The sequence below is a fragment of the Pseudomonas sp. Fl5BN2 genome (assembly GCF_009908205.1).
Classification (GTDB): domain Bacteria; phylum Pseudomonadota; class Gammaproteobacteria; order Pseudomonadales; family Pseudomonadaceae; genus Aquipseudomonas.
On sequence record NZ_JAAARL010000007.1, the window covers coordinates 69,070 to 96,033 of the forward strand.

Genomic DNA, 26,964 nt, shown 5'->3' on the forward strand with positions numbered 1-26,964 from the left:
GATAATGACTGGCAATTCATTACTTTCCTGCGAGGTTTTTCCGATGAAAAACAATCTCCCGGTGACTCAGCGTGAGCGGGTGTTTCCTATTGAGCAACGGCTTATCTCCGCGACCGACATTCGCGGCAAGATTACTTATTGCAACGATGAGTTCGTCGCGGTCAGTGGCTTCAGTCGTGAAGAGCTGATTGGCAGCCCACACAACACGGTGCGCCATCCGGACATGCCCGAAGCGGTGTTCGCCCACATGTGGTCCTACCTCAAGGATGGCAAGAGCTGGATGGGCATTATCAAAAACCGCTGCAACAACGGCGATCACTACTGGGTCAACGCTTATGTCACGCCGATATTCAGCCAGGGCGTGATCGCCGGTTATGAGTCGGTGCGGGTCAAGCCCGAGCGTGAACAGGTGGAGCGGGCCGGCGAGCTGTATCAGCGCCTGCGCGGCAATAACCCGGCGTTGCCCTGGGGCCGCCGGCTGGCCACCGCCAGGAGCTGGGTCCTGCCGCCGCTGCTGGCCCTGGTCGCCACCCTCGGTGGCTATTGGCTGGGTGGCCCCTGGGCCGCGCTGGGTGCCTTGATCCCAAGTGTTGCGGCGTTGCAGGGTTACGCCGTCTATCGCGCACGGCAGATGCTGAGGCGGATCAGTTCGGTGTCCCTGGGCAGTTTTGACAGTGAGTTGATTGCCCGCACCTATACCGATGAACACGGCCCGGTGGCGCAGCTGCAGATGATCCTGATCAGCGAGTCGGCGAAAATCCGTACCGCCCTCAGCCGCCTGGGAGATTACGCCAACCAGGCGGCCGGCCTGGCTTCCACCAGCAAGAAACTGTCCGCCCAGGCGGAGTCGGCGCTGGGCCGGCAACGGGACGAAGCAGACATGGCGGCCACCGCGATGAACCAGATGGCCGCGTCGATTTCCCAGGTCTCGGTGCATATTCATGACACCGCTTCGGCCGCTGACCAGGTCAACAACCTGACCCAGGTGGGCTCCGATGAAGCCCGGAAAACCCGCGCGGTGATCGAAAAGCTGGCTGCCACCGTGGACGCGGTCAGCCAGTCGGTGGAGGGCTTGGCCGAGGAAACCCAGTCGATCCAGCAGGCAGCGAACATGATCCGCTCGATCGCCGAGCAGACCAACCTGCTGGCCCTCAATGCGGCGATCGAGGCCGCCCGCGCCGGCGAGCAGGGCCGTGGTTTTGCGGTGGTGGCCGATGAAGTGCGGGCGCTGGCCTCCAAGACCCAGGAGTCCACCATGAGCATCCAGCGGATCATCCTCGCCCTGCAGGAAGTGGCCAGCCAGGCGGTGGCGGTGGCGCGCCAGGGCAGTGTCGAGGCGCGTTCCGGGGTGGCCCAGGTCATCAGCACCCAACAAGCCCTGGAGGGCATCAACTCGGCGGTGGAGCGCATTCACCAGATGAGCCAGCAAATGGCTGCCGCTTCGGAGCAGCAAGCCCATGTGGCCGAGGAGATTTCCGAGCAGATCACCAACATTGCCCGGGTCTCGGATCAGAACGCGGAAATCGCCGTGCACACATCTACGGTCGGTGGCGATCTTGAGTCCACCGCACTGGAACTTAATGCACTGGTCACGCGGTTTAATAGTTGATCGCCAATGGCAATAAGCATCTTTTATTCAATAGCTGATTGATCTTTTTCAGTTCCGTCGAAGTCGCCTGTGCGGTGTGCAATTGAAGTTGTCAGTAATCGTGCAGGGTGGGTTGTGTAGAATTATCTGGAATGACTGTTATTGCGTTTTAACTGAAATCAGTTGATTGCATTAATGTGTTGAGCTTCGCAGAACTCTTTAAAAGCTCGAAGTTGAATCGGCAGCCCATGTTCGATGAACTAGTGTGTGGCGTTGAGCTCGTCTCAAGTGCATCGATTCGAGACTTGGTCGGGCTCCCCGGCATCCATTGCGAGATCGCCAAGAGAGTGGCAAGGGCGTGCCAGCAGCATTGCGATCTGAGTCACTTGCAGCACCCGGGGTTCTGCCCGAGCCGAGGGTAGTTTTCTGCAATACGCACCACCCACGCTTGCCTAACCTGTCCTGCGGTTGATCCCACCCAGACAGGAGAGGCAAATGATGAGCGTAGTGTTTTCCATGGCGGCCTTTGCCCTGGCAGCGTCGATTACCCCGGGACCGGTGAACATCGTGGCCCTGGGCAGCGGTGCGCGGTTTGGTTTCAAGGCCAGCTTGCGACATGTCGGCGGGGCCACCCTGGGTTTCACCCTGCTGCTGGTCCTGACCGGGTTGGGGCTGCATGAACTGTTGCGGCAGTGGCCGTTCCTGAGCCAGGGCATTCGTCTGTTCGGCGTGGCCTTCCTGCTGTTCATGGCCTGGAAACTGGCCAGTGACGATGGCCGCTTGGATGCCGATGACGAGGCGCGGGCGCCGTCGGCCTGGTCTGGCGCGCTGATGCAATGGCTCAACCCCAAGGCCTGGTTGGCCTGCGTGGCCGGTATGGGGGCCTTCGCGGGTGACGGTGAGGTGCATCGGGTGTGGTTGTTCGCCGGGGTGTACTTCGTCATCTGCTACTTGTCGATTGCCAGCTGGGCCTATGCTGGCGGTTTTCTGCGGCACTGCCTGAGCAACCCGCCAGGCATGCGTCTGTTCAACCGCAGCATGGCGCTGTTGCTGGTTGCCAGTGCGGCCTATCTGCTCATTTGAACGGCAGGTTTCAGCTGTCGCTTGCTGCCTTGAGGCTTGCCGTTCGCGGCTGCCGCCGGTATTGCCCTGGCGTGGCTGCCAGGTGTTGTTTGAAGGCCCGCTGGAAATGCGCCTGATCGGCGAAGCCGGCCTCCAGCGCCACCTCGGCGATCGGCGCGCCGTTGCGCAGGCGGGCCTGGGCAAACTGCACCCGTTGATTGATCAGGTACGCGTGGGGCGGCATGCCGAACTGCTGCTTGAAGGCACGGATCAGGTACGACGCCGAGAGTTGCGCGGCCTGGCAGATATCCTCCAGCGTTAGCGGCGCAGTGCAGTGCTGGCGGATGTACAGAGCCGCCCGCTGAAGTTTGTCATTGCTGATCCGCGGCGCGGGTTGCGCGGGGTTCAGGTGCTGTTGCAGGTCACTGAAGAACACCACCGTGCAGCTGTGTTTGTGCAGGATCTCGGCCTGTTCGTCCACCAGGACCTGGTACAGCTGCTCGAGTTCGGCGAACAGCTGTGGGTCGTGGCTGTGGGTGGTGTCGAAGGGGCGAAACTCCTGCTCTGGGCTGAAGCCCAGTTCGTGCTGCAAACGGGTCAGCCAGGGCGTGTCGACATAGAGCATGCGATAGGCCCAGGGCTGGTCGTCGATGGGGTTGCAGGCATGCACCACGCCGGGGTTCATCAGCACCACGGTGCCGGCGTCGACCCGCCACTGCGATTGTCCGCTCAGGTAGGTGCTGTGGCCGGCAGTGATGCAGCCAATGGAGAACTGGTCATGGGCGTGACGGCTGTAGCAGACCTGGCGCCCGTCGGCGATGGAGCGGGCCTCAATGAACGGCAAGGCCGGGTCACGCCAGAACCGGTGTGCCTGGTCGGTGGGCAGTGCGGGTTTCATCCTTGGGTTTCCATCGTTGCGGGGCTGGCGTGAGTGTATTAGCTGTTACCGTCGAAGGCTCGCGGTAGATGGTTTGTGCCAAAGGAAAGGGACTGGAGGCGTTGCATGGCGTCGGTTCTCAGCGGGTAGAGCGAGCGGTGGAGCGGGGTGGCGAGCCTGGGTGTGAATGGGAACTGGGCGCGGTTAACGCAAAAAGCCCGCGGACCCTGCAAATCATATTGATTCAAGCCTGCGCCGGGTGCTGCCAGCAGCCTGTCGCTCGGCAACGTCGTTCAGCTCTGCAGTGCCCGGGACGATAAAACACCGGGGCGTACTGTATTCAGTGCTTGCTGGCAGGGGTTTCTTCAGTGGTATCTTCGCTTGCATCCCATCGCCATGGCCGGACGCGGCAACGCCATTGCCATGATTCGATAGGGACCGTCTGCGAGATATCGGCGTGCAGTGGCAGAGGGGTAAGGCTGATGCGGCAACTGGGGTACAAGCTGTTTTTCACCCACCGCCTGGCGCTCCTGGCGGGCGCCGAGTCATTGCGCTCGATTCGCGAGGGCCTGCTCTGGCTATTGCCTTGCCTGCTGGTCTCGGCGGTGTTCCTGATCTTTGCTCAATGTGCCCAGGCCCTGGGCGCCCCCAGTACCCTGGTGGAGCTGCTGACCGGCCTGCATACCCGGATCAGTTCGATCATTCCCTTGCTGGTGGCGGCTTCGATCGGCTACATGCTGGCGGTCCAGCACCGGCTACCGCAGTTGCCGGTGGCCTTTCTCTGCCTGTCCCATGTGGTGATCGCCATCTACCTGATGCGCGATTACCCGTTGGCCTCGGCGACCTTCGTCCTGTTCATTGCCATTGCCTCGCCCCTGATCAATGTCCCGGCCATGGCCTGGCTGCACCGTCGGCGCTGGACTCGGCTGGTGGACGAGGGCTTGGTGGGGCACAACCTCAAGGGCACCATCAACATGGTGTTGCCGGGGCTCCTGACGTCCGTGGTGCTGGTGTGCATGCTGCAATTGCTGCTGCAGATCCATGACTTCGCCTACATCCAGCGGCCGATGGAAATCAGTCGCCTGGAAAATCCCTATCTGAACGCGATACTCCTCACCTCCACCAACTCGCTCCTGTGGTTCTTCGGCATTCACGGCACCTACGCGATGCAACCGTTGATGGATGTGATGGATCAGGCGGTGGCGCTGAATGCCGCGGACCAGGCTGCCGGGCAACCGCTGCGGTTTGCCCTCAACAGTGGCCTGCTGGGCTGTTTCGCGTTTATTGGAGGCTCCGGCGGCTCCCTGGCACTGGTGCTGGCGATCCTCGGTTTTTCCAAGAGTCGTTCCATGCGTCTGCTGGCCCTGGCGAGCCTGGGGTTGTCGCTGTTCAACGTCAATGAGCTGCTGCTGTTCGGACTGCCGATCATCCTCAACCCGCGCCTGCTGGTGCCATTCCTGCTGGTGCCGATGGTCAATGTCTGCCTGGCGCTGACGGTGGTGCAACTGGGCTGGGTAAGCCCGGCGCTGGTCAGCGTGCCCTTCACTGCGCCGGTACTGCTCAATGCCTACCTCAGCACCCAGGGCGACTGGGGTGCGGTGGTCCTGCAACTGGTGCTGCTGGGGATCGGTGCGCTGATCTACATGCCCTATGTGCGCAGCATCCAGCGCCAGGGCGAACGCTCCGACCAGGTCTACCTGAAGACCTTCGACACCACCTTCCGTGGCTTGGAGGAGCGCGGCCGGTTGTTCGAGCTGGACCCGGTGGTGGCCTCCTACAAACAGGCGGCCCAGCAATCCTTGCAGCTGGCGCGCATCCAGCAATTGAGCGAGTACGACTTTCACCTGGAATACCAGCCCCAGGTGGCCAAGGGCAGTGGGTTGTGCACTGGCTGCGAGGCATTGATCCGTGCCAGGGACCGTGAGGGCAAGGTGCAGTCGCCCTGGGAGCTGCTGCAATGGCTGGGGCAGGCCAGGATGATGCCCGAGGTGGATTTCTGGGTGGCCTCCCAGGCGGTGCGCCAGCACCTGGCCTGGAGCAGGATCGGCTTTGAGTTGCCGATCACCATCAATATCTCCAGCGCCACCCTGGCCTCGGCGGAGCATGGCCAGCGGCTGCTGGAGATTCTCGCCCGAGCCCGGGGCCAAGTCTCGGTGGAGATCACCGAGGACGCCCTGGTCGGCGACGCGTTGCTGACCCAGCAGTGGATCGGCAAGCTGCATGCCCTCGGCGCCCGGGTCTACATCGATGATTTCGGTACCGGTTTCTCTGCCTTGAGCTACCTGCATCAGTTCCCGGTGGACGGGATCAAGATCGATCGCAGTTTTGTCCTGGCACAACGCGAACCCAAGGGCGCCCAGGTGTTGAATGGCCTGCTGCGTTTTTGCGAGACCCTCAAGCTCAAGGTGGTCGTGGAAGGCGTGGAAACCCGCGAGCAGCTGGAATTTCTGCAGTCCACCTCGGAGCTGATCATCCAGGGCTGGTACTTCAGCAAATCCTTGCCGGGGGAGCAGATTCCCGGTTTTGTCAGTCAGCGGGCACGTAACGCCATGGCCGCCAACGAAGACTGAATCGGGCCTGGCGGGGCCGCAGGTTGCCAGGTCCGTCAGGCTGCGTGCCCCGAATCTCATCGTTTGAAGTCCTATTGACTCTTTTGCGAGTCATTATGACTTTGCCTGCATGTAGTCGTAATGACTCATTTCTGTGCGAGTGCCCGGTTTTCCGGGGGCATTGTCCTGGCATGAAAAGTGATTGTTCTACTGGGCCACTGACTGGCCAAGGAGCCCTGACGATGATTCGCTACTGCAATTGGCCGCTGCCTGTGCCGCGTTTGGCTCAATGTCCTGGGGGAGTCTGCTTGTGACTGTGTCTGAACGTTGGCGGCAATGGGCCGCGCAACCGCTGTGGAGCCTGGGCTTCCGGCCGTTTTTCCTCGCTGGCGCCGGGTTCGCCTGCATTGCCCTGGCGGGCTGGGGCCTGTGGCTGCACGGTTGGACCCGCTGGGAACCGGTTGCCGGAATGCTGGCATGGCACCGTCACGAGATGCTGTTCGGTTTCGCCGTGGCGATCATTGCCGGTTTCCTGCTGACCGCAGTGGCCAACTGGACCGGGCGCCCGGGCCTCAGCCGTACGCCGTTGATTCTGTTGTGGCTGGTTTGGCTGCTGGCACGGCTGGCCTGGTGGCTGCCGATGCCGCCGGCGCTGTTTGTGCTGCTGCAACTGGCGTTCATGCCGTTGCTGGCCGCAGTGGTGGGGCATGAGTTGTGGCGTGCCGGCAAACGTGAAAACTACCCCATGGTGCTGGTGCTGGGATTGCTCGCGGTGTTTCAGGCGCTGGTGATGTGGGGGCTGTTGGGGCAGCACGAGATCTGGCAGCGGCGTGGAGAGTTGGGGGCGCTGTGGCTGGTGGCGACCCTGATGACGGTGATCGGCGGGCGGGTGATTCCGTTTTTCATCCAGCGCGGCCTCAATCTGCCGCCGACCCCTGCGGCGTCGCCCTGGCCAACCCGAGTGCTGTTGATCGGCAGCTTGCTGGCGGCGTTGTCCATGGCCGTCGGCGGCGGTGACGCGCCACGGCTCTGGCTGATGCCTTTGTTTGCCTTGCTGGCGGCCCTGCATTGCTGGCGCTTGTGGCGTTGGCACCAGCCGGGGCTGTGGCGCTTGCCGTTGCTCTGGTCGTTGTACCTGGCGTACCTGTGGCTGGCGCTGGCGACCCTGGGCATGGCGCTCTGGCACCTGGGCTGGCCGCTGCCGCAGAGCCTGGTGACCCATGCCCTGGCAGTGGGCGGCTTGAGCGGGTTGGTGCTGGGCATGGTGGCTCGGGTCAGCCTCGGTCACAGTGGCCGGCCGCTGCAGGTGTCGCGGAGCATGGCGGGTGGTTTTGCGCTGCTGTTCCTGGGGGCTTTGTGTCGGGTCCTGCTGGTGCCGTTCAGTAGCCTGGGGTTGGGGCTTTCGGCACTGCTGGGCGCGTTGGCATTCGCGGTATTCGTTGGCGGCTACGCCCGCATCCTGTTGACGGCGCGGGTCTGAAATTTTCAGTCGTCTGCTGGCCTCCGGACCACATCGTTACCTGCGGGGGGAGCGGTCAAATTGGACTAAGCTTGCGTTCTCAACCGCGAATGGAGTCAGCGATGTTGTATCCAAGCAAACCCAATAATGAGGCCCTGAGGATTCAGACCCTGCGGGAGCTGAACGTCCTCGATACCTCGCCTGAGGAGCGCTTCGACCGCCTGACCCGGCTGGCCAAGCGTCTGTTCAACGTACCCATCGCCCTGGTCAGCCTGGTGGATGCCGAGCGTCAATGGTTCAAGTCCTGCGCGGGCCTGGAGGCCAGCGAAACACCACGGGACATTTCCTTCTGCGGCCACGCGATTCTCGGCGACCAGATCCTCACCGTCTGCGACGCCGAGCTGGATGAGCGTTTCCATGACAACCCGCTGGTGGTGGGTGAACCGGGGATCCGCTTCTACGCCGGTTGCCCGCTGACCGTGCCCAATGGCAGCAAGCTCGGTACCTTGTGCCTGATCGATCTCAAGCCCCGGGACCTGGATGATGAGGACCGTGCGCTGTTGCGGGACCTGGCCCGCATGGCTGAGCAGGAGCTGGCGGCAGTGCAGATGGCCAGCATGGATGAGCTGACCCTGCTGTCCAATCGCCGTGGGTTCGAGGCCCTGGCCCGGCATGCCCTGGGCGTGTGCAAGCGGCTGGAGAAACCGGCGACCCTGCTGTTTTTCGACCTCAACGATTTCAAGCAGATCAACGACACCTACGGTCATGCCGAAGGCGATGCGGCACTCAAGACCTTTGCCGACGTGCTGCGCATCGCCTTTCGCGAGAGCGACGTGATCGGACGCCTGGGCGGGGACGAATTCGTGGCGCTGCTGACTGCCGCCGATCATCTCGAGACTTCGGGGATCGTGAGCCGCCTCGGGGAAATTCTCGATGAGCGTAATGCCACCCTCAAGCGTGGCTATGACATTCGCTTCAGCGTGGGGCAGATCGAATACGACCCGGAGCGCCACGCCGGTATCGAAGAACTGCTGGCCGATGCCGACAAGGCCATGTACCTGCACAAGCAGGCACTGAAGAAAGCCCACTAGGCTTGGGGCGCGAGTCCTTTGCCGACTAATGTGACAGTCGCTTGCCCAGGGCCTGGCCCAGGCTTCATGCCAGGCTGGGCACCTTGGCGCGACGGTTGATGCCTGCGTTGATCAGCAAGCCAACACTGCTCAGGAGCACAAAGCTGATGGCCAGGGTCAACTGCAGGCCATAAGGGCTGAGGTTGACCAGGGCGCTGATCAGCCCGCCGCTGATAAAGATCAGGGTATTGCCCACCGAGGCCGATGTGCCGGCGTAGTCGGCAAACACCTCCATGGCCCTGGAGGTGGCCGCCGGGCGCGCGATGGTGGTGCCTGCGGTGCAGATGATCATGGGTACCAGCACTGTTGCCGGGGTCAGGCCGTACTGGCTCGACAGCAACGCCATGCTCAGCCCGGCGAAGAGAATCAGGTACAGCCCGGTGACGATCTGCGTGGTGGATTGCAGGCGTTTGTTCAGCACCCCCGCGAGGGTGCCGCCCAGGACATAGGCCGCACCATAGAGCAGCAGCATCAGTGAAAACTCATAGCTGCTCATCTGCAGCTGCTCGATGAATATCAGCGGCGAGACCACGATAAAGGAGAAGTGGCAGGCAAACACGATGGCGCAAATGAGCCAGTAGGCCATGAAGCTGAAGTGACTGCAGAGCTGTCGGTAGGCCTTGAAGATCTGGATGCGCTGCGAGGTGAGAGGGACGGGTGGGTTGTCCAGCGATACCAGGGCCCTGAAGAACGCCAGCGCGGCAATGGCACTGAACAGATAGAAGCTGCCTGGCCAGTCCAGCCACTCCTGCAACAGTGTGCCGGCCAGCGGTGAGACGGAAATGCACACCCCACTGGCCGTCACCATGAGGATTCGCAGGCGCTCGCGCTGCTTGCCGATGAACAGGTCCTGGACCAGCGCCTGGGACAGCACGAAACAGCCACAACCCAGCGCCTGGACCAGCCTAAACAGCAGGAAACAAGAGTAGTCCGTGGCCCAGGCGCAGCCCAATGCGCCGACTGTCGAGACCAGCATGCCGGCCAGCAGCAGGCTCTTGCGGCCGAGAGCATCGGACAAGGGGCCAATCAGCAATTGCGAGAGGGAAATGCCGACGGCAAACAGACTGACGGACAAGGCGATGTCCGACGTTGTGGTGCCGAAGTGCCGAGACAAGGAAGGGAAGGAGGGCAGCAGGACGTCAATCGGGAATACACCCAGCATGACCATGGTCATCAGCAGTACCACGGCAGCGAACTTGCTGGTCGCGGGTTGGCAATCCTTTGCTTCAGGCATCGCTAAGTCCTGATTGGTTGAACGTCACGCGGTGGGCATCGCGCTCAAAAAAGCCGCGGCACTTCATCCTTGCACCGGGCCGGGTTTTTGCACCCGCAAGGCCTTGGGCGGTGCCAGCACTGCCCAAGGCCAGCCAGCGAGGGTTACTCTTCGAGGTTGCCCATGGCGGTGGTGTTGAAGCCGCCGTCAACGTACATGATCTCGCCGCTGATGCCGGATGCCAGGTCCGAGCAGAGGAAGGCGCCGGCGTTGCCGACCTCTTCGATGGTGACGTTGCGCCGCAGCGGGGTTTGCGCTTCGTTGGCTGCCAGCATCTTGCGGAAGTTCTTGATCCCCGAGGCGGCCAGGGTGCGGATCGGCCCGGCGGAGACGGCGTTGACCCGGGTGCCTTCAGGGCCCAGGGAGCCGGCCAGGTAGCGCACGCCAGCTTCCAGGGAGGCCTTGGCCATGCCCATCACGTTGTAGTTGGGCATGGTGCGCTCGGCGCCCAGGTAGGACAGGGTCAGCAGGCTGCCGTTGCGGCCCTTCATCAGCTCGCGACCGGCCTTGGCCAGGGCCACGAAGCTGTAGGCGCTGATGTCGTGGGCAATGCGAAAGCCCTCACGGGTGGTGGCGTCGGTGAAGTCGCCTTCGAGCTGGTCGCCGGGAGCAAAACCCACGGAGTGGACGATGCAGTCCAGGCCGTCCCATTGTTTTCCGAGTTCAGTGAAGACCTGGGCGATCTGCTCGTCGCTGGCCACATCGCAAGGGAAGCACAGTTCGGGGCTTGAGCCCCAGCCTGTGGCGAACTCTTCGACCCGGCCCTTGAGTTTGTCGTTCTGATAAGTGAAGACCAGCTCGGCGCCTTCACGGTGCATGGCGGCGGCAATGCCGGAGGCGATCGACAGCTTGCTGGCGACACCGACGATCAGCACACGCTTCCCAGCGAGAAAACCCATAGGTTGCTACTCCTGTTGCAGATTATTCGGCGCTTGCCGGAGCCAGGAAGGCGGCTTCCAGCAATTGCCGTGTGTATGGATGTTGTGGGACGGCAAAGATACTGCGCGCGTCACCCTGTTCCACCACCTGGCCGTGCTTGATCACCATCAACTGGTGGCTCAGGGCCTTGACCACCGCCAGGTCATGGCTGATGAACAAGTAGGTCAGGTTGTATTTGCTCTGCAGCCTGCGCAGCAGTTCCACCACCTGGCGTTGTACGGTGCGATCCAGGGCCGAGGTCGGCTCGTCCAGCAGGATCAGCCGCGGCTTGAGCACCAGGGCTCGGGCGATGGCGATGCGCTGGCGTTGGCCACCGGAAAACTCATGGGGATAGCGGTGCCGGGTTTCCGGGTCCAGTCCCACTTCCTTGAGCGCTTCGATGATCGCGTGTTCCTGCTCCTGTTCGCTGCCTATCTTGTGGATGCGCAAGCCTTCGCCCACGATCTGGCTCACGCTCATGCGCGGGCTGAGGCTGCCATAGGGGTCCTGGAATACCACCTGCATTTCCCGCCGCAGCGGCCGTACCTGTTGCTGGGTCAGGGCATCCAGCTGCTGGCCTTCGAAACGAATCCCACCCTGGCTGGCGATCAACCGCAGGATCGCCAGGCCCAGGGTCGACTTGCCCGAGCCGCTTTCACCGACGATGCCCAGGGTCTGGCCCTGGGGCAGGCTGAAGTGGATGCCGTCCACGGCCTTGACGTGATCCACGGTGCTGCGCAGCAGGCCTTTCTTGATCGGGAACCAGACCTTGAGGTTGTCCACTTCCAGCAGCGGCGGGCCGATTTCATTGGTCGCGGGCAGGCCGCTGGGCTCCGCCGCCAGCAGTTCCCGGGTATAGGGATGCTGCGGCGCACGGAACAGATCTTCACAGGCCGCCTGTTCGACGATGCAACCCTTCTGCATGACGCAGACCCGGTGGGCAATGCGCCGCACCAGATTCAGGTCGTGGCTGATCAGCAGCAGCGCCATGCCCAGGCGCGCCTGCAGCTCCTTGAGCAGCTCGAGGATCTTCAACTGCACGGTGACGTCCAGGGCCGTGGTCGGCTCGTCGGCGATCAGCAGCTCTGGCTCGTTGGCCAGGGCCATGGCGATCATCACCCGTTGCCGCTGGCCGCCGGACAGCTCGTGGGGCAGGGCCTTGAGGCGCTTGTGCGGCTCGGGAATGCCCACCAGCTCCAGCAGTTCCAGGGTGCGTTGGGTGGCGACCTTGCCGCTCAAACCCTTGTGGATGCCCAGAACTTCGTTGATCTGCTTCTCGATCGAGTGCAGTGGGTTCAGCGAGGTCATGGGTTCCTGGAAGATCATCGCGATGCGGTTGCCGCGAATATGCCGCAGGCTCTTCTCGCTCAGGGTCAGCAGGTCATGTCCGGAGTAGTTGATGACGCCGGACGGATGTTGGGCCAGGGGGTAGGGCAACAGGCGCAGGATCGAGTGCGCGGTCACCGATTTGCCGGAGCCGCTTTCACCCACCAGGGCCAGGGTTTCACCGCGTTTGATGTCGAAGCTGATGCCTTCCACCACCCGCTGGCGGTGCTCGCCGGCCACGAACTCGACCGCCAGGTCGCGGACTTCGATCAGGTTGTCCTGGGTCATGTCATTTCCTCGGGTCGAAGGCATCGCGGGCGGACTCGCCGATGAACACCAGCAGGCTGAGCATCAGCGCCAGCACGGCAAACGCGCTCATGCCCAGCCACGGCGCCTGCAGGTTGGATTTGCCCTGGGCCACCAGTTCTCCCAGGGAGGGCGCGCCCGGGGGCAGGCCGAAACCGAGGAAGTCCAGGGCGGTCAGGGTGCCAATGGCGCCAGTGAGGATGAAGGGCATGAAGGTCATGGTGGAGACCATGGCGTTGGGCAGGATGTGGCGAAACATGATGGCGCCGTTCTGCATGCCCAGGGCCCTGGCCGCACGCACGTACTCCAGGTTGCGCCCACGCAGGAACTCGGCGCGCACCACGTCCACCAGGCTCATCCAGGAGAACAGCAGCATGATCCCCAGCAGCCACCAGAAGTTTGGCTGGACGAAGCTGGCGAGGATGATCAGCAGGTAGAGCACCGGCAGCCCGGACCAGATCTCCAGGAAACGCTGGCCCACCAGGTCCACCCAACCGCCGTAGAAACCCTGTAGCGCCCCGGCGATGACGCCGATGATGGAACTGAGGATGGTCAGGGTCAGGGCGAACAGCACCGACACGCGAAAGCCGTAGATCACCCGCGCCAGGACATCGCGGCCCTGGTCGTCGGTGCCCAGCAGGTTGTCCGCCGAGGGCGGTGCCGGCGCTGGTACGCGCAGGTCGTAGTTGATGCTCTGGTAGCTGAAGGGAATCGGCGCCCAGAGCACCCAGGCGTCCTTCTGCGCCAGCAACTCGCGGATGTAGGGGCTCTTGTAGTTGGCTTCCAGGGGGAACTCGCCGCCGAAGGTGGTTTCCGGATAGCGCTTGAGCGCCGGGAAGTACCAGCCGCCTTCGTAGTGCACCACCAGCGGCTTGTCGTTGGCGATCAGCTCGGCGCCCAGGCTCAGGATGAACAGCACCAGGAACAGCCACAGCGACCACCAGCCGCGCTTGTTGGCCTTGAAGCGCTCGAAGCGCCGGCGATTGAGGGGGGACAGGTTCATCTCAATGCTCCCGGCTGTCGAAGTCGATGCGTGGGTCCACCAGGGTGTAGGTCAGGTCGCCGATCAGCTTCACCACCAGCCCCAGCAGGGTGAAGATGAACAGCGTGCCGAACACCACCGGGTAGTCGCGGTTGATCGCCGCTTCGAAGCTCATCAGGCCCAGGCCGTCGAGGGAGAAGATCACTTCCACCAGCAGGGAGCCGGTGAAGAAGATACCGATGAAGGCCGAGGGGAAACCGGCGATCACCAGCAGCATGGCGTTGCGGAACACATGGCCGTAGAGCACCCGGCGCTGGGTCAGGCCCTTGGCCTTGGCGGTGACCACGTATTGCTTGTTGATCTCGTCGAGGAAGCTGTTCTTGGTCAGCAGGGTCATGGTGGCGAAGTGGCCGATCACCAGGGCGGTGACCGGCAGCGCCAGGTGCCAGAAGTAATCGAGGATCTTGCGGCCCCAGCTCAGCTGGTCGAAGTCGTTGGAGGTCAGGCCGCGCAAGGGGAACCAGTTGAAGTAGCTGCCGCCGGCGAACACCACGATCAGCAGGATGGCGAACAGGAAGGCCGGGATCGCGTAACCGACAATGATCGCCGAGCTGGTCCAGACGTCGAAGTGGCTGCCATGGCGGGTGGCCTTGGCGATCCCCAGGGGGATCGACACCAGGTACATGATCAGGGTGCTCCACAACCCCAGGGAGATCGACACCGGGAATTTTTCCTTGATCAGGTCCACCACCTTGGCGTCACGGAAGAAGCTGTTGCCGAAATCCAGGGTGGCGTAGTTCTTGATCATGATCCACAGGCGTTCCGGCGCCGACTTGTCGAAGCCGTACATGTGCTCGATTTCCTTGATCAGGGCCGGGTCCAGGCCCTGGGCGCCGCGGTAGCTGGAGCCGGCCACCGAGACTTCGGCGCCACCGCCGGCGATGCGGCTGGTGGCGCCTTCGAAACCCTCGAGCTTGGCGATCATCTGTTCCACCGGGCCACCGGGGGCGGCCTGGATGATCACGAAGTTGATCAGCAGGATGCCCAGCAGGGTGGGGATGATCAGCAGCAGGCGGCGAACGATATAGGCCAGCATCTCAATACACCGTTTCGGCCGGGGCCGCCTGGTTGTCCGCAGCCGGATCCACGGCCGGCTTGGCGCCGGGCTTGATCCACCAGGTGTTGATGCCGATGTCGTATTTGGGCGCGACTTGCGGGTGGCCGATATGGTCCCAGTAGGCTACGCGCCAGGTCTTGATGTGCCAGTTGGGGATCACGTAGTAGCCCCATTGCAGGACTCGGTCCAGGGCGCGGGCGTGGGCTACCAGGCTCGTGCGCGAGTCGGCGTTGATCAGGCTTTCCACCAGGCTGTCGATGGCCGGGTCCTTGAGGCCGATGTAGTTGCGGCTACCGGGCTTGTCGGCGCTGGAGGACATCCAGAACTCTCGTTGCTCGTTACCCGGGGAGTTGGATTGCGGGAAGCTGCCGACGATCATGTCGAAGTCCCGCGAGCGCACCCGGGTGATGTATTGGGACACGTCGACCCGACGGATCACCAGATCGATCCCCAGGTCGCTGAGGTTGCGCTTGAACGGCAGCAGTACGCGTTCGAACTCGGTCTGGGCCAGGAGGAACTCGATCACCAGCGGTTTGCCCTGGGCGTCCACCATCTTGTCGTCGACGATGTGCCAGCCGGCTTCCTGCAGCAACTGGTAGGCGCGCCGCTGCTGGGCGCGGATCATGCCGCTGCCGTCGCACACCGAGGGGGAGAATGCCTCGTTGAACACCTGTTGGGGAATCTTCTCTCGCAGCGGTTCGAGGATGGCCAGCTCCTCAGGCCCCGGCAGGCCGGTGGCGGCCATTTCCGAGTTCTCGAAGTAGCTGCGGGTACGGGTGTAGGCCCCGTTGAACAGCTGCTTGTTGCTCCACTCGAAGTCCAGCAGCAGGCTCAGGGCATGGCGCACCCGCACATCCTGGAACATCGGGCGCCGGGTGTTGAAGACAAAACCCTGCATGCCGGTGGGGTTGCCGTTGGCGATCTGTTCCTTGATCAGTCGGCCCTGGGCCACGGCGGGGGTGTTGTAGGCGTTGGCCCAGTTCTTCGCACTCATTTCCAGCCAGTAGTCGAACTGGCCGGCCTTGAGGGCTTCCAGGGCCACCGTGTTATCGCGGTAGTAGTCGCTGGTAATGGTGTCGAAGTTGTAGAAACCGCGATTGACCGGCAGGTCCTTGGCCCAGTAGTCCTTGACCCGCTCGTAGCGGATCGAGCGCCCGGCCTTGACCTCGCTCACCCGGTAGGGGCCGCTGCCCAGGGGCACTTCCAGGTTGCTCTTGGCAAAGTCCCGGTGTTCCCACCAGTGCTTGGGCAGGATGGTCAACTGGCCGAGGATCAGCGGCAACTCGCGGTTGTTGTTGTGCTTGAACTTGAACAGCACCCGCAGCGGGTCTTCGGCAATCACCTGGTCGACGTCGGCGTAGTAACCGCGGTACAGCGGCGAGCCGGCGCTCATCAGGGTCTGGAAGCTGAACACCACATCCTCGGCTCGCAGCGGCTGGCCGTCGTTGAAGCGGGCCTCGGGACGCAGGTAGAAGCGCACCCAGCTATTGTCCGGGGCCTTCTCGATCTTGCCCGCCACCAGTCCGTATTCGGTGAACGGCTCATCCAGGCTCTGGGCCATCAGGGTGTCGTAGATCAGGCCGATATTGAGCTCGGGCACGCCCTTGCTGATGAACGGGTTGAGGCTGTCGAAACTGCCAAAGCCGGCCATGCGGAAGGTCCCGCCCTTGGGTGCATCCGGGTTGACGAAGCCGAAGTTCTGGAAGTTCTCCGGGTACTTCGGCGCCTCGCCGTAGAGGGTCAGGGCATGTTGTGGCGCAGCCTGGGCACAGCAGGCGATGACGCCGAACAACAAGCCGCTGGTGCGCAGGAACAGGGCACGCAAAGGCATCATTGGGTGTTCTCCAAAGACTTCAGCCACCAGGCATTGAGCCCCAGGTTGTAGGGCGGCGTGGTGACGAAGGCGAACCGGTTACGGTAGGCCAGGCGGTGATAATTGAGGTACCAGTTAGGAATCATGTAGTGCTGCCACAGCAGCACCCGGTCCAGGGCCCGACCGGCAGCCAGTTGCTCGTCGCGACTCTGGGCCGCCAGCAGTTGCTCCAGCAGGTGATCGACCACCGGGTGATTGATGCCAGCGTAGTTCTTGCTGCCCTTGACCCCGACCTGGCTGGAGTGGAAGTACTGCCATTGCTCCAGTCCCGGGCTCAGGGTCTGGTTGAGGGTCATGAGGATCATGTCGTAGTCGAACTGATCCAGGCGTTGCTTGTACTGCGCCCGGTCCACGGTGCGCAGGCGGGCATCGATGCCGATGCTGGCCAGGTTCTCCACATAGGGTTGGAGAATCCGTTCCAGGTTGGGGTTGACCAGCATCAACTCGAAGCGCAGGGGTTGTCCGGCGCTGTTCTGCAGGCGCTGGCCGTTGAGCTTCCAGCCAGCCTCGGCGAGCAGGCCCAGGGCCCGGCGCAGGGTCTCCCTGGGGATGCCGCGGCCGTCGGTGCGGGGCAGGCTGAAGGCCTGGCTGAAGAGGGCGGCCGGCAGTTGCTCGCGATAGGGCGAGAGCAGGAGCCATTCGTGGCCCACCGGCACTCCGGTGGCGGAGAACTCGCTGTTGGGGTAGTAGCTCAGGGCACGCTGGTAGGCGCCGCTGAACAGGGTGCGGTTGGTCCACTCGAAGTCGAACATCATTCCCAGCGCTTCGCGCACCCGCATGTCGGCGAAGGTGCTGCGCCGGGTGTTCATGAACAGGCCCTGGGTCTGGGTCGGAATCTGGTGCGCGACCTGGGCCTTGATCACATCGCCACGATTGACCGCCGGGAAGTTGTAGCCGTTGGCCCAGTTTTTCGCCTGGTGCTCGATGTAGATGTCGAACTCACCGGCCTTGAAGGCTTCGAAGGCGACGTCGCTGTCGCGGTAGAATTCCACCTCGACCCGATCGAAATTGTTGAAGCCGCGGTTGACCGGTAAATCCTTGCCCCAGTAGTCCTTCACTCGTTCGAACAACAGTTGGCGCCCGGGCTGCACCTGGCTGATGCGATAGGGGCCGCTGCCCAGGGGCGGGGTGAAGGTGGTGGCCTTGAAGTCGCGGTCTTTCCAGTAGTGCTGGGGCAGCACAGGCAGTTCGCCCAGGCGCAGGATCAGCAGGGGGTTGCCGGCGCGCTTGAATACGAAGCGGATGCGTTGCGGGCCGAGGATGTCCACCCGCTGCACTTCTTGCAGGTTGGTGCGGTATTGCGGATGGCCCTCCTTGAGCAGCAGGCGGTAGGAAAACGCCACGTCGTAGGCCGTGATCGGTTTGCCGTCGTGGAAGCGTGCTTCGGGGCGCAGGTTGAACACCACCCAACTGCGGTCCTCGCTGTATTCCACGGAGCGGGCGATCAAGCCGTAGCTGGAAGTGGGTTCGTCGCCAGAAGGCGCGTAGAGGCCGGTGCCGACCATCAACGGCTCATTCAGCTCGTTGACCCCGTACTGCAGGAAGTTCGGCGTGGTGATCGGGCTGGTGCCCTTGAAGGTGTAGGGGTTGAGGGTGTCGAAGGTGCCAAAGGCCATGACCCGCAAGGTGCCACCCTTGGGCGCCACGGGATTGACCCAGTCGAAGTGGGTGAATTTTGTCGGGTACTTGAGCGTGCCAAACTGCGCATAACCATGACTTTCAGTGATCGTTGCGCTTGCAGGAAAGCTCAAGGCCAGACTGATGAAGAGCAGAAGGAGGGGACGCATCGAGTCAGAGATCCGATCCAGGCGACTTGGGCTTTGTGCTCCGTACAGTAACAGCTTGTATCCGCAGGAAAAAGCTCGCTTGCGCAGGCGTTGCGCAATTCCCTTGAGGGGGGCGGTAAAGGCTTGGAAAGGTCTTGCAGGAGCCGGCTTGCCAGCGAACCAGCGGTGCAGCCGCCTGGGTGCTGCGTGGTTCGCCGGCCAGCCAGCGGCTACAGGCTCAAGACCTTAATGCGACAGGTAGACGGTGAGCATCTGGCCTGGTTTGAGGGCTTGGGCGGCACGCGGGTTCCAGCGCTTGAGGTGCTGCATTTCAACGTTGAAACGCTTGGCCACCATATACAGCGAGTCGCCTTGCTTGACCTTGTACTGGGTCGACTTCTTTTTCCCGCTGCTGGCCACGCTGGTTTTCTTGCTGGCGACCTTGCGGGTGTCCTGCATGACCAGGGTCTGGCCGACCTTGAGGTTCTTGCCGCTGAGCTTGTTCCAGCGTTGCAGGTCCTGGACGTCGACCTTGTTGGCCTTGGCGATCAGCGTCAGATTGTCGCCGTTCTTGACCCGATACAGACGCTTGGGCCGCAGCGAGTCACGTCCGTCATCGCGGTCGAACACCGGCTTGAGGGAGCGCTTGCTGATCAGCTCTTCAGGTTTCATCGTGGACAGGCTGGTGGTCAGCAGCTGTGCCTTGGAGGTGGGTACCAAGAGGTGTTGCGGGCCATCGATGGTGGTGCGCTGCTTGAACGCCGGGTTGAGCTGGAACAGCTCGTCCTCGTCAATGTTGGCCACCGCCGCGACCTTGGACAGGTCCATGCGCTGGTTGATTTCCACCACCTGGAAGTAGGGTTCGTTGGCAATCGGGTTGAGATTGACGCCGTAGGCTTCCGGGGTCAGTACCACCTGGGACAAGGCCAGCAGCTTGGGCACGTAAGCCTGGGTTTCTGCCGGCAGCGGCAGGTTCCAGTAGTCGGTGGGCAGGCCGAGCTTCTCGTTGCGCTCGATGGCCCGGCTCACGGTGCCTTCGCCGGCGTTGTAGGCCGCGAGTGCCAGTAGCCAGTCGCCGTTGAACATATCGTGCAGGCGGCTCAGGTAGTCCATGGCCGCGGTGGTCGAGGCGGTGATGTCGCGGCGGCCATCGTAGAAACGGGTCTGGCGCAGGTTGAAGTAGCGGCCGGTGGCCGGGACGAATTGCCACAGGCCCGCTGCATCGGCCCGGGAATAGGCCATCGGGTTGTAGGCGCTTTCGATCACTGGCAGCAAGGCCAGTTCCAGCGGCATGTTGCGCTCTTCGAGGCGCTCGACGATGTAGTGGATATACAAGCTGCCGCGCTCGCCGGCGTTTTCCAGGAAGGAAGGGTTGCTGGCGAACCACAGGCGTTGTTGTTCAATACGCGGGTTGACGCCCAGGCCGTCTTGCAGTTGGAACCCCTGGCGCATGCGTTCCCAGACGTCCTGGGAAACTTGCGGGCTGGGTTCTTTGCTCAGCCAGATGGGTTTTTGCTTGATGCGGGCGTTGAAATTCTGGGTGTGTGTCGCGTCGCTCTGCGGGGCATGGCCGGTGCTTTGGCAGCCCGCAAGAGTCGCTGACACAGCTACCGCGATGGCCTGGGCCAAGCGCGTCAATGCGTCCGAACTGATGGAATAACGAATAGATGACGACATTGGCTGGAAGTAAGTTCCGGGCAAAAATGTCGGGCGATTCTAGGAAGCACCCGGGGTGCGGTCAACCATTCAGAATTTCTGTACCAATCGATAGCCTGCTTAGAACTTATCTTTCCAGGCTCTCAGGGCCGCAAAAACCGCACTCTGCGACGGGTTATCCTGGCCGGTCCGTTCGTCCGCTTTTTGTTTAACAGATGTTTCGCCGGTGCGTAAAAAAGGGTTGGTCAGCTTCTCCAGGGCCAGGGTCGACGGCAGGCTCATCTGCCCGTGCTCACGCATCTGGGTGACCTTCTCCAGGCGCTGGGCGATGTCCGGATTGCTCGGCTCGACCGCCTGGGCGAAGCGCAGGTTGCTCAGGGTGTATTCGTGGGTGCAATAGATCAGGGTGTCGTCCGGCAGCGCGGCGAGGCGGCCGAGGGACTGATGCATCTGTTGCGCCGTGCCTTCGAACAGGCGCCCACAACCGGCGGCGAACAGCGTGTCGCCGCAGAACAGCAGCCCGTGGTGGTAGTAGGCGATATGCCCCAAGGTATGGCCGGGCACGGCGAACACCTCGAAGTCCCAGCCGAGGACGCTGGCGCGGTCGTTGTCGTCCAGGGCCACGTCGCGGCCGGGGATCTTTTCCCGTGCCGGGCCGTACACCGTGGCGCCGCTGTGTTGCTTCAGGCGTTCGACGCCGCCGACGTGATCGTGGTGATGGTGGGTGATCAGGATGTCGCTGAGCACCCAGCCCGGGTGCTGTTCCAGCCAGGCCAGCACCGGTGCCGCATCCCCCGGGTCGACCACTGCGCAGCGTTGGCTGCGGTGATCCTGTAACAACCAGATGTAGTTATCGGTGAAGGCGGGCAGGGCACTGATCTGTATCATCGTCGAATTCGCCAAGCGGAAAACAATGGCGCATCTTAGAGCTTCTTGGCGTGTTGGAGAATGCAATGACCGATAAAGCCTTCGCTCAGGCAGATCCCGACTGGCTGGCCCTGATCAGTGCTGCCCGGGACTGGTTGTCCGGCCCCATTGGGCAACTCCTGCTGGATGAAGAGCGGCGCATGCTTGAAGAAGAGCTTGGGCGCTTCTTCGGCGGCTACCTGGTGCACTACGGGCCTTCGGCGCAAACCCCGCCGTCGGCGCCCCAGGTGCAGCGCAATGTACGGCTGGGTGCGCCGTTGCCCGGGGTCGAGATTGTCTGCGAGGAACAGGCCTGGCCCTTGAGTGAGCACGCTGCCGACGTGGTGGTGCTGCAGCACGGCCTGGACTTCTGCCTGTCGCCTCACGGCCTGTTGCGAGAGGCGGCCAGCAGCGTGCGTCCTGGTGGCCACTTGTTGATTATCGGGATCAACCCCTGGAGCACCTGGGGCTTGCGCCATGTCTTCGCCCATGATGCTTTGCGCCAGGCTCGCTGCATTGCCCCGTCGCGGGTCGGCGACTGGCTCAACCTGCTGGGCTTTGCGCTGGAGAAACGCCGCTTCGGGTGCTATCGTCCGCCGCTTGCGTCGCCAGCATGGCAGGCGCGACTGGCGGGCTGGGAGCGCCGGGCTGGACGCTGGCAACTGTCCGGTGGCGGCTTCTATCTCCTGGTGGCGCGCAAGATTGCCGTGGGCCTGCGTCCGGTCCGCCAGGTGCGGCGCGAACCGATGGGCAAGCTGGTGCCGCTGCCCATGGCCAAGGTCAATCGGCGTAACAGCGAACCCTGATGACCTGTCGAAACCCTCTTTATATAAACCCGGCCGAGCCTCTCGATATAAACCCGGCCGAGCCTCTCGGCCTTGGGCCTTGCCGATTCCGTTCGGCTGGGTCATGGCAATTTTTTGATGGAAGGCGTGAATGAGCGATAGCGTGGAAATCTTTACCGACGGCGCCTGCAAGGGTAATCCCGGCCCGGGTGGCTGGGGCGCATTGCTGGTGTGCAAGGGGATCGAGAAAGAACTCTGGGGTGGCGAGGCCAACACCACCAACAATCGCATGGAGCTGATGGCCGCGATTCGCGGCCTGGAAGAACTCAAGCGTGAGTGCGATGTGTTGCTGGTCACCGACTCGCAGTATGTGATGAAGGGCATCAACGAGTGGATGGCCAACTGGAAGAAGCGCGGCTGGAAGACCGCGGCCAAGGAGCCGGTGAAGAACGCCGACCTGTGGCAGCAACTGGATGAGCAGGTCAACCGCCACAACGTCACCTGGAAATGGGTACGCGGCCACACCGGCCATCACGGCAACGAGCGGGCCGACCAGCTGGCCAACCGCGGCGTTGACGAGGTCCGCGGCTACAAGCAGCCCTGATGCCCTGAGCGGGCAGTCAGTGGCAAGGCAGCGGCCGTTCGAGCCGCTGCCTCATGTCCCTCATCGCCCGGGGCGAATCCACCAGCACGGCATCGATCTTCAGGCAGGCGGCCGCCTGATAGTCCTCGATGGTATTGATGCCGATCGCCAGCATGCGCACCTGGCCCTTCGATTGAAAGCAATCCACCGCGACGGGCGTCCACAGCCGGGCATCGACCCGGGAGCGGGCTTCGCCCAGGGTGAAGCTCTCGACCAACTGCACCGAGCGCCGGTACTCGAAGGCCACCCAAGTGCCTGGAGCGGGCGGCGCGCTGCAGCTGTGGGCGAGGGCTACGCTGGCCAGGCGATCCCGGGTGCTGTCCCTGGATTCGAACAGCCGGGCCTGGGGATAGGCCGCGAAAGCCTGCTGGTAGCTGGCATCGGTGGAATAGATCAGCACCCGGTCCCAGGCCTGCAACTGCTCCAGCAACCGGGCGACGGCCAGGGCCTGGGGAGCGGCCGGCAAGGCCTTCATGTCGAGAATCACCGGTACCGAGTCGGGGATCGCCGCCAGCGCCTGGCGCAATGACGGCAGGCTCACTGGCTGGTCGCGGTAGGGATATGTCACCTGGCCATTGGCCGCTGTCTGCCGGAAGTTCCAGCCGGCGTTCAGCGCCTGCAACTGCGCCAGGGTGTGTTCGTTGACCGCGCCGCGGGCCTGGGTATTGGCGCTCAGGTCCGCGGGACGGTACAGCACCGGCACGCCATCGCGGCTTAGTTGCACCGTCAGCCAAAGCATGTCGGCGCCATTGCGCAAGGCGTTGTCGATGGCCAGCAGGGTGTTCTCGGGAAAGTCCGCGGCGCCGCCACGATGGGCGACGATCAGCGGCCGTTGTCCGGTGTTGCTGTCGGTGGTTGGAGGGGAAGAACAGCCACTGATGCCGGCCAGGGCCAGTAACAGAGGGAGCATCTGTCGAGTCACGAACATGGGCGGACGGTTCCTGGGCATGAGGGCAAGGCCGGGTATCGCCCGTGCGCCTGAGTGAGGCCGTACGGTAGCGCAATGGCCTGGCTCATATAAAGAAACGCCGGGTGTGCGAGACGAATTAGCCCCGTTGGCTGTCAGGAGGCGGCAGGCTCAGAGCGCGAGCATGGCGCTGGCCAGTTGCAGGTCGGTATGGGGCACGGCGCCGAGCCCCTGGCGAATGTGCTGCAGGGCGGCTTCCAGCCGGGCGCTGCGGATCTCGCCGGCGCTGGCGACAAAGGCCGCGGCATCGGTCCTGGCGGCGAGCACGAGTTTGTCGTCCTTGAATGAACTGCTGGCTTTGGAGCTGCCTTGGGTTGAACTCAGGGTCAGGCTCATGCTGATGTCGGTGCTGATCACCAGGGCGCTGGCCTGGGCGAACTCGGCGAACAGGCAGGCACAGAGCACACAGGCCAGTCGGGTTTTGCTGGGGGGCATGGTTGGGCAGGGTCCGTGGAAAATATCGTCGGGCACCCTAGCGCTTTGCTGTGGGAGGAACTGCATGAGCTTTGCGAAGGATTGTTAAAAACTGCGCAGGTTGTTGCCGGTCGAATCGGTCATGCGCGTCATGCCGCCAGAGCGTGCTAAAATCCCGCGCTTTGAAACACTTCCACCGTTGAGAGCTGACCACTGATGGCCACCAGATCTGTTGTACTCGATACCGAAACCACCGGTATGCCGGTGACCGACGGCCACCGGATCATTGAAATCGGCTGCGTCGAGTTGCTCGGTCGGCGCCTGACCGGGCGGCACTTTCACGTTTACCTGCAACCGGATCGCGAGAGCGATGAGGGCGCCATCGGCGTCCACGGCATCACCAACGAGTTCCTGGTGGGCAAGCCGCGTTTCGCCGAAGTCGCCGACGAGTTCTTCGACTTTATCCAGGGCGCGCAGCTGATCATCCACAACGCGGCGTTCGACGTTGGCTTCATCAACAACGAATTCGCCTTGATGGGCCAGCACGAGCGGGCCGACATCACCCAGCACTGCAGCATCCTCGACACCCTGATGATGGCCCGTGAGCGCCATCCGGGGCAGCGCAACAGCCTGGATGCCCTGTGCAAACGCTACGGCGTCGACAACTCCGGCCGTGAACTGCACGGCGCCTTGCTCGACTCGGAGATCCTGGCCGACGTCTACCTGACCATGACCGGCGGCCAGACCAGCCTGTCCCTGGCGGGCAATGCCTCGGACGGCGATGGCATGGGCCGGGCTTCGGAGATCCGCCGCTTGTCTGCCGATCGCCCACATGGCCGGATCATCCAGGCCAGCGCAGCGGAGCTGGCCGAGCACCAGGCTCGCTTGGAGATCATCGCCAAGTCTGCCGGTGCCCCGGCGTTGTGGACCCAGCTGCTTGAAGCCCAGCAGTAAACCATGTGCGGCTTCTGTAGCCGCCAATTGTCCCTGAGCGACGTTTTCTTACACCCTCTCCTTGCCCGGGGTGACACGAAGCGCTCGGAGCTTCTACCCTGAGTTGATTGGCGGGGCCAACCCGCTGCCTCAGGACGTCCAGCCCCATGTATAAAGACCTGCAGTTTCCGATCCTGATCGTGCATCGCGACATCAAGGCCGATACGGTCGCTGGGGATCGGGTACGGGGCATCGTCCAGGAGCTGGAGAAGGACGGATTCAGCATTTTTTCCGCGGTGAACTACGCCGAAGGACGGTTGGTAGCCTCTACTCATCACGGCCTGGCCTGCATGCTGATCGCCGCTGAAGGCGCCGGGGAAAATACCCATCTGCTGCAGAACATGGTGGAGCTGATCCGCCTGGCCCGAGTGCGTGCGCCACTGTTGCCGATCTTCGCCCTGGGGGAGCAGATGACCCTGGAAAACGCCCCCGCCGATGCCATGAGCGAGCTCAACCAGTTGCGGGGCATTCTCTACCTGTTTGAAGACACGGTGCCATTCCTGGCCCGGCAAGTGGCTCGGGCTGCGCGCAATTACCTCGATGGCCTGCTGCCGCCGTTCTTCAAGGCGCTGGTGCAGCACACCGCCGACTCCAACTATTCCTGGCACACTCCGGGGCACGGCGGTGGCGTGGCGTATCGCAAGAGCCCGGTGGGGCAGGCATTTCATCAGTTCTTCGGCGAAAACACCTTGCGTTCGGACCTGTCGGTGTCGGTTCCAGAGCTGGGCTCGCTGCTGGATCACACCGGCCCCCTGGCCGAGGCCGAGGCCCGGGCAGCGCGCAACTTTGGCGCCGATCACACCTTCTTCGTGATCAATGGCACTTCCACCGCCAACAAGATCGTCTGGCACTCGATGGTTGGCCGCGATGACCTGGTGCTGGTGGACCGCAACTGCCACAAGTCGGTGCTGCACTCGATCATCATGACCGGGGCGGTTCCCCTGTACCTGTGTCCTGAACGCAACGAGTTGGGGATCATCGGGCCGATTCCCCTGAGCGAGTTCAGCCCGGAGTCGATCCAGGCCAAGATCGACGCCAACCCTCTGACCCGTGGCCGGGCGCCCAAGGTCAAGTTGGCGGTGGTCACCAACTCGACCTACGACGGCTTGTGCTACAACGCCGAGCTGATCAAGCAAAGCCTGGGCAACAGCGTCGAGGTGCTGCACTTCGACGAGGCCTGGTATGCCTATGCGGCCTTTCACGAGTTTTTCGCCGGGCGCTACGGCATGGGCACTTCGCGTTCGGCCGATAGCCCCCTGGTGTTCACCACCCATTCCACTCACAAACTGTTGGCGGCCTTCAGCCAGGCGTCGATGATCCATGTCCAGGACGGCGGCGCCCGGCAGCTGGACCGGGATCGCTTCAACGAAGCCTTCATGATGCATATCTCGACGTCGCCGCAGTACAGCATCATTGCCTCCCTGGATGTGGCCTCGGCGATGATGGAAGGGCCGGCGGGGCGCTCGCTGTTGCAGGAAATGTTCGATGAGGCCCTGAGCTTCCGACGCGCCCTGGCCAATCTGCGGCAGAACATTGCGGCGGATGACTGGTGGTTCTCGATCTGGCAGCCGGAGCGGGTCGAAGGCATCGATCAGGTACGCACCGGCGACTGGCTGCTGGAGCCCGAAGGCGAGTGGCACGGCTTTGCCGGTGTCACCGACGACTACGTATTGCTTGACCCGATCAAGGTCACCCTGGTGATGCCGGGACTTACCGCAGGCGGGGCCCTGAGCGAGCACGGGATTCCTGCGGCGGTGGTCAGCAAGTTCCTCTGGGAGCGCGGGCTGGTGGTGGAGAAGACCGGGCTGTATTCGTTCCTGGTGCTGTTCTCCATGGGCATTACCAAGGGCAAGTGGAGCACGCTGCTCACCGAATTGCTGGAGTTCAAGCGCAACTACGACGCCAATGCCAGCCTCGCCAACTGCTTGCCCAGCGTGGCTGGCCAGGCCCCAGTGCGGTATCAGGGCATGGGCCTGCAGGACCTGTGCGACCAGTTGCACGCCTGCTACCGCAGCAACGCCACGGCCAAGCACCTCAAGCGCATGTACACGGTGTTGCCGGAGGTGGCGATGAAGCCTGCCGACGCCTACGACCATCTGGTGCGTGGCGAGGTGGAGGCGGTGTCCATCGATCAATTGCAGGGTCGTATTGCCGCGGTGATGCTGGTGCCGTATCCACCGGGCATTCCGCTGATCATGCCCGGCGAGCGCTTTACCGAGTCGACTCGCTCGATCATCGACTACCTGGCGTTTGCCCGGGCGTTTGACCGCAGCTTCCCGGGGTTCGTCGCCGATGTGCACGGGCTGCAACATGACGATCAGGGCGATGGGCGGCAGTACACCGTCGATTGTGTGAAAGCGTGAGGAGTTTTCCA

The 26,964-nt window shown here is 62.9% G+C and carries 21 protein-coding genes and 1 pseudogene; 10 read left to right on the forward strand and 12 right to left on the reverse strand.

Translation table 11 applies throughout. The annotated features are described in order from the left end of the window. Positions 1 to 43: 43 nt before the first annotated feature. The 3 genes and pseudogenes from GV819_RS33740 to GV819_RS11815 form a co-directional block, all read left to right on the forward strand. Positions 44 to 358: pseudogene (locus GV819_RS33740) on the forward strand (PAS domain-containing protein); the annotation flags it as partial. Between the two features lie 51 nt (positions 359 to 409). Next, positions 410 to 1,609: a methyl-accepting chemotaxis protein gene (locus tag GV819_RS11810; protein ID WP_434738427.1), complete on the forward strand. Its 1,200-nt coding sequence runs from the start codon at positions 410 to 412 to the stop codon at positions 1,607 to 1,609. 477 nt (positions 1,610 to 2,086) lie between these two features. Then, positions 2,087 to 2,671, forward strand: coding sequence for a LysE family translocator (locus GV819_RS11815; RefSeq protein WP_161756261.1), 585 nt, complete (start codon positions 2,087 to 2,089; stop codon positions 2,669 to 2,671). A 10-nt stretch (positions 2,672 to 2,681) separates the two neighbouring features. Here GV819_RS11815 and GV819_RS11820 read toward each other — a convergent pair whose 3' ends face one another. After that, positions 2,682 to 3,548: an AraC family transcriptional regulator gene (locus tag GV819_RS11820; RefSeq protein WP_161756262.1), complete on the reverse strand. Its 867-nt coding sequence runs from the start codon at positions 3,546 to 3,548 to the stop codon at positions 2,682 to 2,684. A 461-nt stretch (positions 3,549 to 4,009) separates the two neighbouring features. Here GV819_RS11820 and GV819_RS11825 point away from each other — a divergent pair, with 461 nt between their 5' ends. The 3 genes from GV819_RS11825 (at position 4,010) to GV819_RS11835 (ending at position 8,626) form a co-directional block, all read left to right on the forward strand. After that, on the forward strand, positions 4,010 to 6,097 hold the full coding sequence (locus tag GV819_RS11825; RefSeq protein ID WP_161756263.1) for a PTS sugar transporter subunit IIC/EAL domain-containing protein: 2,088 nt from the start codon (positions 4,010 to 4,012) through the stop codon (positions 6,095 to 6,097). 268 nt (positions 6,098 to 6,365) lie between these two features. Then, entirely contained in the window at positions 6,366 to 7,556 is a 1,191-nt protein-coding gene (locus tag GV819_RS11830; RefSeq protein WP_178125987.1) for an NnrS family protein, read from the forward strand. Positions 7,557 to 7,657: 101 nt separating this feature from the next. Next, on the forward strand, positions 7,658 to 8,626 hold the full coding sequence (locus GV819_RS11835) for a GGDEF domain-containing protein (RefSeq protein WP_161756265.1): 969 nt from the start codon (positions 7,658 to 7,660) through the stop codon (positions 8,624 to 8,626). Between the two features lie 64 nt (positions 8,627 to 8,690). On the opposite strand, the gene GV819_RS11840 is transcribed toward GV819_RS11835, so the two are convergent. From GV819_RS11840 to gloB, 9 genes are all read right to left on the reverse strand, one after another. After that, positions 8,691 to 9,899, reverse strand: coding sequence for an MFS transporter (locus GV819_RS11840; protein WP_161756266.1), 1,209 nt, complete (start codon positions 9,897 to 9,899; stop codon positions 8,691 to 8,693). Between the two features lie 143 nt (positions 9,900 to 10,042). Then, positions 10,043 to 10,837 (reverse strand): enoyl-ACP reductase FabI, encoded by a 795-nt coding sequence (fabI, locus tag GV819_RS11845; RefSeq protein ID WP_161756267.1) that lies wholly within the window; start codon positions 10,835 to 10,837, stop codon positions 10,043 to 10,045. 22 nt (positions 10,838 to 10,859) lie between these two features. After that, positions 10,860 to 12,470 (reverse strand): ABC transporter ATP-binding protein, encoded by a 1,611-nt coding sequence (locus GV819_RS11850; protein ID WP_161756268.1) that lies wholly within the window; start codon positions 12,468 to 12,470, stop codon positions 10,860 to 10,862. A gap of 1 nt (position 12,471) precedes the next feature. Beyond that, positions 12,472 to 13,491 (reverse strand): ABC transporter permease, encoded by a 1,020-nt coding sequence (locus GV819_RS11855; RefSeq protein ID WP_161756269.1) that lies wholly within the window; start codon positions 13,489 to 13,491, stop codon positions 12,472 to 12,474. Between the two features lies 1 nt (position 13,492). Further along, positions 13,493 to 14,566, reverse strand: coding sequence for a microcin C ABC transporter permease YejB (locus GV819_RS11860; RefSeq protein WP_161756270.1), 1,074 nt, complete (start codon positions 14,564 to 14,566; stop codon positions 13,493 to 13,495). A 1-nt stretch (position 14,567) separates the two neighbouring features. Further along, positions 14,568 to 16,421 (reverse strand): extracellular solute-binding protein, encoded by a 1,854-nt coding sequence (locus GV819_RS11865; RefSeq protein WP_161756271.1) that lies wholly within the window; start codon positions 16,419 to 16,421, stop codon positions 14,568 to 14,570. Continuing rightward, positions 16,418 to 18,247 (reverse strand): extracellular solute-binding protein, encoded by a 1,830-nt coding sequence (locus GV819_RS11870; protein ID WP_161756272.1) that lies wholly within the window; start codon positions 18,245 to 18,247, stop codon positions 16,418 to 16,420. Before GV819_RS11870 ends, GV819_RS11865 begins: the two co-directional genes overlap by 4 nt. Before the next feature lie 225 nt (positions 18,248 to 18,472). Continuing rightward, positions 18,473 to 19,903 carry a transglycosylase SLT domain-containing protein gene (locus GV819_RS11875; RefSeq protein WP_161756273.1) on the reverse strand — a complete coding sequence of 477 codons (1,431 nt, stop codon included), beginning with the start codon at positions 19,901 to 19,903 and terminating at the stop codon, positions 18,473 to 18,475. A gap of 99 nt (positions 19,904 to 20,002) precedes the next feature. Next, positions 20,003 to 20,770 carry a hydroxyacylglutathione hydrolase gene (gloB, locus tag GV819_RS11880; RefSeq protein WP_161756274.1) on the reverse strand — a complete coding sequence of 256 codons (768 nt, stop codon included), beginning with the start codon at positions 20,768 to 20,770 and terminating at the stop codon, positions 20,003 to 20,005. A gap of 65 nt (positions 20,771 to 20,835) precedes the next feature. Between gloB and GV819_RS11885 the strand changes: the two genes are divergently transcribed. After that, positions 20,836 to 21,594 carry a methyltransferase domain-containing protein gene (locus GV819_RS11885; protein WP_161756275.1) on the forward strand — a complete coding sequence of 253 codons (759 nt, stop codon included), beginning with the start codon at positions 20,836 to 20,838 and terminating at the stop codon, positions 21,592 to 21,594. A gap of 130 nt (positions 21,595 to 21,724) precedes the next feature. Further along, complete coding sequence (gene rnhA / locus GV819_RS11890; protein ID WP_161756276.1) at positions 21,725 to 22,177, forward strand: ribonuclease HI; 453 nt, start codon at positions 21,725 to 21,727, stop codon at positions 22,175 to 22,177. A 16-nt stretch (positions 22,178 to 22,193) separates the two neighbouring features. Here rnhA and GV819_RS11895 read toward each other — a convergent pair whose 3' ends face one another. Beyond that, on the reverse strand, positions 22,194 to 23,144 hold the full coding sequence (locus GV819_RS11895) for a glycerophosphodiester phosphodiesterase family protein (protein ID WP_161756277.1): 951 nt from the start codon (positions 23,142 to 23,144) through the stop codon (positions 22,194 to 22,196). 150 nt (positions 23,145 to 23,294) lie between these two features. Beyond that, entirely contained in the window at positions 23,295 to 23,618 is a 324-nt protein-coding gene (locus GV819_RS11900; protein WP_161756278.1) for a DUF2388 domain-containing protein, read from the reverse strand. A gap of 195 nt (positions 23,619 to 23,813) precedes the next feature. On the opposite strand from GV819_RS11900, the gene dnaQ reads away from it, so the two are divergent. Together dnaQ and GV819_RS11910 are read left to right on the forward strand one after the other, a co-directional pair. Then, positions 23,814 to 24,551: a DNA polymerase III subunit epsilon gene (dnaQ, locus tag GV819_RS11905; protein ID WP_161756279.1), complete on the forward strand. Its 738-nt coding sequence runs from the start codon at positions 23,814 to 23,816 to the stop codon at positions 24,549 to 24,551. 146 nt (positions 24,552 to 24,697) lie between these two features. Then, positions 24,698 to 26,953, forward strand: coding sequence for an Orn/Lys/Arg decarboxylase N-terminal domain-containing protein (locus GV819_RS11910; RefSeq protein WP_161756280.1), 2,256 nt, complete (start codon positions 24,698 to 24,700; stop codon positions 26,951 to 26,953). The last annotated feature ends 11 nt before the right edge of the window (positions 26,954 to 26,964 follow it).

Bases quoted from the DNA above. Each gene is read 5' to 3' on its own strand.
- GV819_RS11815 (WP_161756261.1), top strand. From the start codon at position 2,087: ATGAGCGTAGTGTTTTCCATGGCGGCCTTTGCCCTGGCAGCGTCGATT.
- GV819_RS11820 (WP_161756262.1), bottom strand. From the start codon at position 3,548: ATGAAACCCGCACTGCCCACCGACCAGGCACACCGGTTCTGGCGTGAC.
- GV819_RS11825 (WP_161756263.1), top strand. From the start codon at position 4,010: ATGCGGCAACTGGGGTACAAGCTGTTTTTCACCCACCGCCTGGCGCTC.
- GV819_RS11830 (WP_178125987.1), top strand. From the start codon at position 6,366: ATGTCCTGGGGGAGTCTGCTTGTGACTGTGTCTGAACGTTGGCGGCAA.
- GV819_RS11835 (WP_161756265.1), top strand. From the start codon at position 7,658: ATGTTGTATCCAAGCAAACCCAATAATGAGGCCCTGAGGATTCAGACC.
- GV819_RS11840 (WP_161756266.1), bottom strand. From the start codon at position 9,899: ATGCCTGAAGCAAAGGATTGCCAACCCGCGACCAGCAAGTTCGCTGCC.
- fabI (WP_161756267.1), bottom strand. From the start codon at position 10,837: ATGGGTTTTCTCGCTGGGAAGCGTGTGCTGATCGTCGGTGTCGCCAGC.
- GV819_RS11850 (WP_161756268.1), bottom strand. From the start codon at position 12,470: ATGACCCAGGACAACCTGATCGAAGTCCGCGACCTGGCGGTCGAGTTC.
- GV819_RS11855 (WP_161756269.1), bottom strand. From the start codon at position 13,491: ATGAACCTGTCCCCCCTCAATCGCCGGCGCTTCGAGCGCTTCAAGGCC.
- GV819_RS11860 (WP_161756270.1), bottom strand. From the start codon at position 14,566: ATGCTGGCCTATATCGTTCGCCGCCTGCTGCTGATCATCCCCACCCTG.
- GV819_RS11865 (WP_161756271.1), bottom strand. From the start codon at position 16,421: ATGATGCCTTTGCGTGCCCTGTTCCTGCGCACCAGCGGCTTGTTGTTC.
- GV819_RS11870 (WP_161756272.1), bottom strand. From the start codon at position 18,247: ATGCGTCCCCTCCTTCTGCTCTTCATCAGTCTGGCCTTGAGCTTTCCT.
- GV819_RS11875 (WP_161756273.1), bottom strand. From the start codon at position 19,903: ATGTCGTCATCTATTCGTTATTCCATCAGTTCGGACGCATTGACGCGC.
- gloB (WP_161756274.1), bottom strand. From the start codon at position 20,770: ATGATACAGATCAGTGCCCTGCCCGCCTTCACCGATAACTACATCTGG.
- GV819_RS11885 (WP_161756275.1), top strand. From the start codon at position 20,836: ATGACCGATAAAGCCTTCGCTCAGGCAGATCCCGACTGGCTGGCCCTG.
- rnhA (WP_161756276.1), top strand. From the start codon at position 21,725: ATGAGCGATAGCGTGGAAATCTTTACCGACGGCGCCTGCAAGGGTAAT.
- GV819_RS11895 (WP_161756277.1), bottom strand. From the start codon at position 23,144: ATGTTCGTGACTCGACAGATGCTCCCTCTGTTACTGGCCCTGGCCGGC.
- GV819_RS11900 (WP_161756278.1), bottom strand. From the start codon at position 23,618: ATGCCCCCCAGCAAAACCCGACTGGCCTGTGTGCTCTGTGCCTGCCTG.
- dnaQ (WP_161756279.1), top strand. From the start codon at position 23,814: ATGGCCACCAGATCTGTTGTACTCGATACCGAAACCACCGGTATGCCG.
- GV819_RS11910 (WP_161756280.1), top strand. From the start codon at position 24,698: ATGTATAAAGACCTGCAGTTTCCGATCCTGATCGTGCATCGCGACATC.